This is a genomic window from Clostridium puniceum (assembly GCF_002006345.1).
GTDB lineage: Bacteria > Bacillota > Clostridia > Clostridiales > Clostridiaceae > Clostridium > Clostridium puniceum.
Window position 1 is genome coordinate 1 of record NZ_LZZM01000047.1, and the last position, 5,103, is coordinate 5,103.

Annotated in this window: 7 protein-coding genes and 1 pseudogene; all 8 read left to right on the top strand. The window is 30.1% G+C overall.

Annotation, left to right across the window (positions count from 1 at the left end; translation table 11 throughout):
* On the top strand, positions 1-241 hold a 241-nt coding region (locus tag CLPUN_RS04040), incomplete at its 5' end, for a hypothetical protein (protein ID WP_242954039.1).
* Between the two features lies 1 nt (position 242).
* Complete coding sequence (locus tag CLPUN_RS04045; RefSeq protein WP_077846096.1) at positions 243-428, top strand: hypothetical protein; 186 nt, start codon at positions 243-245, stop codon at positions 426-428.
* 41 nt (positions 429-469) lie between these two features.
* Entirely contained in the window at positions 470-1,939 is a 1,470-nt protein-coding gene (locus tag CLPUN_RS04050) for a phage tail protein (protein WP_077846097.1), read from the top strand.
* A gap of 222 nt (positions 1,940-2,161) precedes the next feature.
* Positions 2,162-3,202 carry an Ig-like domain-containing protein gene (locus CLPUN_RS04055; RefSeq protein ID WP_077846098.1) on the top strand — a complete coding sequence of 347 codons (1,041 nt, stop codon included), beginning with the start codon at positions 2,162-2,164 and terminating at the stop codon, positions 3,200-3,202.
* A gap of 72 nt (positions 3,203-3,274) precedes the next feature.
* Positions 3,275-3,505, top strand: a complete 231-nt coding sequence (locus CLPUN_RS04060; protein WP_077846099.1) for a hemolysin XhlA family protein — start codon at positions 3,275-3,277, stop codon at positions 3,503-3,505.
* 19 nt (positions 3,506-3,524) lie between these two features.
* Positions 3,525-3,731, top strand: coding sequence for a phage holin (locus CLPUN_RS04065; RefSeq protein WP_077846100.1), 207 nt, complete (start codon positions 3,525-3,527; stop codon positions 3,729-3,731).
* Positions 3,732-3,789: 58 nt separating this feature from the next.
* Positions 3,790-4,668 carry an N-acetylmuramoyl-L-alanine amidase gene (locus tag CLPUN_RS04070; RefSeq protein WP_077846101.1) on the top strand — a complete coding sequence of 293 codons (879 nt, stop codon included), beginning with the start codon at positions 3,790-3,792 and terminating at the stop codon, positions 4,666-4,668.
* A 300-nt stretch (positions 4,669-4,968) separates the two neighbouring features.
* Positions 4,969-5,103, top strand: a pseudogene (locus CLPUN_RS26925) (IS701 family transposase); the annotation flags it as partial.

Consider the following 5,103-nt stretch of genomic DNA (forward strand, 5'->3'; position numbering starts at 1 on the left):
ATATATTTATTTACAAATGGCAGGAAGTTATAGGACTCCACAAGGAGGAATTCTATATTTAGAGGTAGAAATACCAGAGGGGAAAACATTAAAAAGTATAGATGTTACTGTAACACCCAATATTCCGGTATATGAAGATAGAGAAAAGACAGAGTTACAATTAACACGAGAAAAAATTGAAACAATAGAAAATTATATATTAGAACAGGAAAAAAATAAAACAATAAATGGAGGAATGTAAAATGACAAAAATGCAAGAATTATTAGGAAAAATTTTAAGAAGTAGAATCAATGAAGAATTGAAGAAAGAGATAAAAGATTTTAAAACTATTCAAGAAACTATGGATATATTCTTAGCTGGAGATAAGATTACAACTGAGCAGTATGCAGAGTTTACAACATTAATAACTTCAACAACTACTGCATAGTTAGGAAGAATAATTAAATAAATGCTGAAAGGAGAAAAATTATGAGTGAACAATTTTACACATTAGTTACATTAATTGGTCAAGCCAAGATTGCTAATGCAAATGTTCTAGGGAATAAAGTTAATTTTGTAAAACTTAAAGTTGGGGATGGTGGAGGATCTTACTACAATCCAACTGAAAATCAAACAGATATAAAAAATAAAGTGTGGGAAGGTAATATAAACTCAATTTATGTGCATGAAACAAACAAAAATTGGATAGTTATAGAAACGATAATACCAGGAGATGTTGGAGGGTTCACCATAAGGGAAAGCGGTATATATGACGATGAAAACAATCTAATTGCAATAAGTAAATATCCTGAAACATATAAACCCTTACCATCAGACGGAAGTGCAAAAGATTTAATGCTAAAAATAATTTTAGAGGTTAGTAATTCTTCAAATGTTACTTTAAAGATAGACCCAACAGTGATTGTTGCAACTAAAACAGATATTAAAACATTGGAGATAAAGATTAATAATTCTTCAAATGAATTTAATACACATTTAACAGATTCAAGGTTTCAATTAGCAGGAGGAACAGGAACTGCTATAACATTAACATTATCATCATTAGTAAATGGATATAGTAAAACATTTATAGCGAGTGCTAATAATGGCGGAGCTGCTACAACTATAAATGGGAAAAAGTTTTATAAGCCAGGAACAACAATATCACCTAATTTAATAGCTGGGAAAGCTTATACAGTTTGGTATAATTCATCAGGTGATTGTTTTTTTATCAAAGCTAGTGCAGAAGGAAATACAATAGCCTCACATGTACTAGCTGGAGATATATTTAGTACAGAGATTGATACTGGATCGATTGGGACAATGCCTAATAAAGGTGCAGTTGTAATAACACCAAGTGTTATTAATCAGCCGATTCCTTTAGGCTATCATGAAAATGGATATGTAATTGGAGATTCTAATTTAATAAGTGACAATATAAAAGCTAACAAAAGTATATTTGGAATTCAAGGAAAACCTTCTGTAGTAGAAACATCAGATGCAAATGCATTAGCAGCTCAAATAGTTGAGGGATATATTAGTTATACTAATGGAAATAAGATAATTGGAACTGCTAATATTCAAAGTTTAGGCGGATTAAGATATCAAAGAATAGAATATTTACCTAGTGATATTATTATACAAGATAGTGGTAATGGAATAGAAGGTACAGCGTTAAAGAAAACACTTCCTATATCATTTACTCCTAAATTTATGATAGTAAATATTCAAAAAATACAAGTTTTTATAAATTTTGTTGAACATACTATATTTGCAAATATGTATGATGACCATACGGAAACAAAGGCCACATTGAATGCTACTAATAACACGTATGTATATTCAGCTAGTACAGCCAGTAGGTATTTTGAATACAGCGATTATGGGAAAAGAATTGATATATGGGCAAGTAGCATAACAGGACCACTTACGCCTTGCTATGCTGATATAATATATTAAGAAAATTTAATAAACTTATAGGCAATTTTAAGCACAAATTAAGTGCTTTTTTTATTGCTTATTTTTAGATTATATTTAATCTTGTAAAAAGTTACTAAAATTCTTAGATATAAAGGAATTTGTATTACGATTTTGATTGGAATTTACTAAGATTCCAATTAGAATAAATATATAGAAAGAACGCGCGTTCATTTATTATTAAATATAAGGGAGAAATGATAAATGAAAAATTACTTTAAAAAGTTTAGTATAATGTTTGTAATGTTATTAGTTGTGATAGGTTTTGGAACAATTCAAAATGGAATTGTAGCTAATGCTGCTACAGTTGGGCAACAATTAAAATCACCAGAAAATGGGTGGCAAAGATTTGATGACACTGATAGCAGGTTTATATATGATACAGGATGTGCTTATTTTGCTGATTCTAGGGCATATGATGGTGGATACAATATGATGCAAATGGGAAAAACTTGCTCATTTAAATTTTATGGTAGTAAAGTTAGAGTACTGGCAACATATTATTATACTAAATCTACTTTAAATAATATAAAAATAGATGGTGTTTCGTATGTATTTAATTCTAGAGGAGAGATTTATGGTGCAGGTGATTCAGCAATTTGTAATATAGTTTATGAAAAATTGGATTTATCTTTAGGAATTCATACTGTTGAAATTACTCCAATTGAGGCTGGTGGAATAGAATTAGACGCTATAGATATAAATGGTGATGGAAAATTAATGCCATATAATGAATCAATAACATTAGATAAGCCAATAATGAATTTAATGGAAGGTGATTCAGACCAATTAATTGCAAGTACAACACCAACAGCTGTAGGAGTGAAATGGACAATAAGTGATCCTTCAATAGCAACTATAGAAGTAGATCCTACTAATGGTAAAATTATAAAAGTAAATGCACTAAAAGAAGGTACATGTACAATAACAGCAACTACAATAGATGGAAGCAACTTAAGTGCATCATGTACAGTAAATGTAACTAAAAAAGATACTCCTGCTCCAGAGAATCCAACTGATACTAAAACAGGAGCAATATTAATAATCAACTTAAATGATGGAGAAACAAAAGTTTTTGATGTTTCAAGTTCAGAAGTAGCTAAATTTAAGTCATGGTACAATACTAAATCAGAATATGAGAATAAACTAACATATGAATTTGATAAAACAGTTAATTCAAATATTTCAGTAGAAGAACATGTTGTACATGAAAAAATAACATCTTTTGAAATTAGAAAATATTAAAGTTTATATAAGGCACTTACAGAAATGTGAGTGTCTTTTGTTATGCAAAATAAAATGAAAAAGAGGTGCAATATGAATGAAGAATTAGTAAAAGATAATCTGGAAAGGCATGATAAAAGGCTTAACAATCATGGTAATAGATTGGATAAGTTAGAACAGGATAATGCCAGTTTCAAGATAGAACTTAAAAACTTATGTGATAATTTAAAGGCCTTAACAAGTGTGCTAAAAGGACTCATTGGACTTGGAGCAACAACGTTATTGGGCTTTTTTATTTATACTATAGAAAATTTAATTAAATAAGAAAAGGTGGAATGTAAAAATGAATATTAATTGGAAAGCAAGATTAACAAGTAAAACTTTTTGGGTGGCTATAGTGAGTGCCATAGTGCTGCTAACACAACAATTAGGGTATAATATATTCCCTTCTAATTGGTCAGATATACTTAATACGATATTGACCATATTTATATTATTAGGCATAATTGTAGACCCTAGTACGTCTGGAATAGGAGATAAACAAGAATAGCGCTGAGTAGCCTTTAAGGTTACTCCTTTTATTTTATTATAGAAAGGAAAGATGTTAAATGATTATAGCATTAGATTATGGCCATTGTCTTAGTGGAGCAGATACAGGAGCTCAAGGAAATGGATACAAGGAACAGGAATGTACAAGAGAAATAGGGACATTGGTTAAAACAAGATTAGAGGCCTTAGAACATACAGTTATAGAGGTCGCACCAGATAGTGCATCAAGTGTAAGTTCTAGCTTAAATGCAAGAGTTAATAATAGTCCTAGAAATGCAGATTTATTTGTGTCTATTCATTTAAATGCAGGTGGTGGAGTTGGTACAGAAGTATTTACTTATGGAGCTAGAGAGTTACAAGGTGCAAGAAATATTCTTAATAACATAGTTTCATTAGGTTTTGTAAATAGAGGAATTAAAGATGGGTCTAAGCTTTATGTAGTTAAAGGGCCATCATGCCCTAGTATGCTTATAGAATTGTGCTTTATTGATACTTATTCCGACATGGTCAAATATGCCGCTAATAAAGAGAATTTAGCTAATGCAATAGTAAGTGGTATTATTGGCTCTGAATTTATTCCAGGAGAGTCTAGTTATATAAATGCACCTAAAAATGAATGTAAATTAGGCTGGAATCAAAATTCAACTGGTTGGTGGTATTGCACAGATATTGCTAATTATTGCTACTATAAAGATACCTGGAAGCTTATAGATGGTGAATGGTATTTATTTGATAGCGATGGTTACGCAAAACATGATACTTGGACTAAGTATAAAGACAAATGGTATTACTTAAAAGAAAGCTGCATTATGGCCAAGTCTCATTGGATTTGGATAGATGGAGAATGTTATTGCTTCGATCAGGATGGAGTTATGTATGAAAACTGTATAACGCCAGATGGATATCGAGTTGATGAATATGGAGCATGGGTAAAGTAGTATATAGATAATGATGACCTATACTCGCTATTTTTTTGCCAATACAAAGTTGTCACAAAAACGACATGTTACAAATTCAAAGCCAAGAATGACAGTATTACTGCGGTTTAGATACGATTTTGATTTTGTAACATGATTTTGAAATCTATACGGCTATCTTTATATATATGTATATTATAATATTATATATTTATATATATAACTTGACTTGTGCATTAATTTGAGAAATTTTTCTATGGATACAAATCCATAAATTACTTCAACAAAATTTTACAAAAAAATAGCATAGATGCCTCAAATATGTTAGATTTAAGTTGCAACACCAAACCTAAGGAGGTTAATCTATGCTGACAACAATATTAAACCAAAATGAATCAATAAGCAACTATATTTTAGAGTTAAATCTACCATATTCTTCTGCGTTAAAGAATCTTA

Bases quoted from the DNA above. Each gene is read 5' to 3' on its own strand.
- CLPUN_RS04060 (WP_077846099.1), top strand. From the start codon at position 3,275: ATGAATGAAGAATTAGTAAAAGATAATCTGGAAAGGCATGATAAAAGG.
- CLPUN_RS04055 (WP_077846098.1), top strand. From the start codon at position 2,162: ATGAAAAATTACTTTAAAAAGTTTAGTATAATGTTTGTAATGTTATTA.
- CLPUN_RS04045 (WP_077846096.1), top strand. From the start codon at position 243: ATGACAAAAATGCAAGAATTATTAGGAAAAATTTTAAGAAGTAGAATC.
- CLPUN_RS04065 (WP_077846100.1), top strand. From the start codon at position 3,525: ATGAATATTAATTGGAAAGCAAGATTAACAAGTAAAACTTTTTGGGTG.
- CLPUN_RS04050 (WP_077846097.1), top strand. From the start codon at position 470: ATGAGTGAACAATTTTACACATTAGTTACATTAATTGGTCAAGCCAAG.
- CLPUN_RS04070 (WP_077846101.1), top strand. From the start codon at position 3,790: ATGATTATAGCATTAGATTATGGCCATTGTCTTAGTGGAGCAGATACA.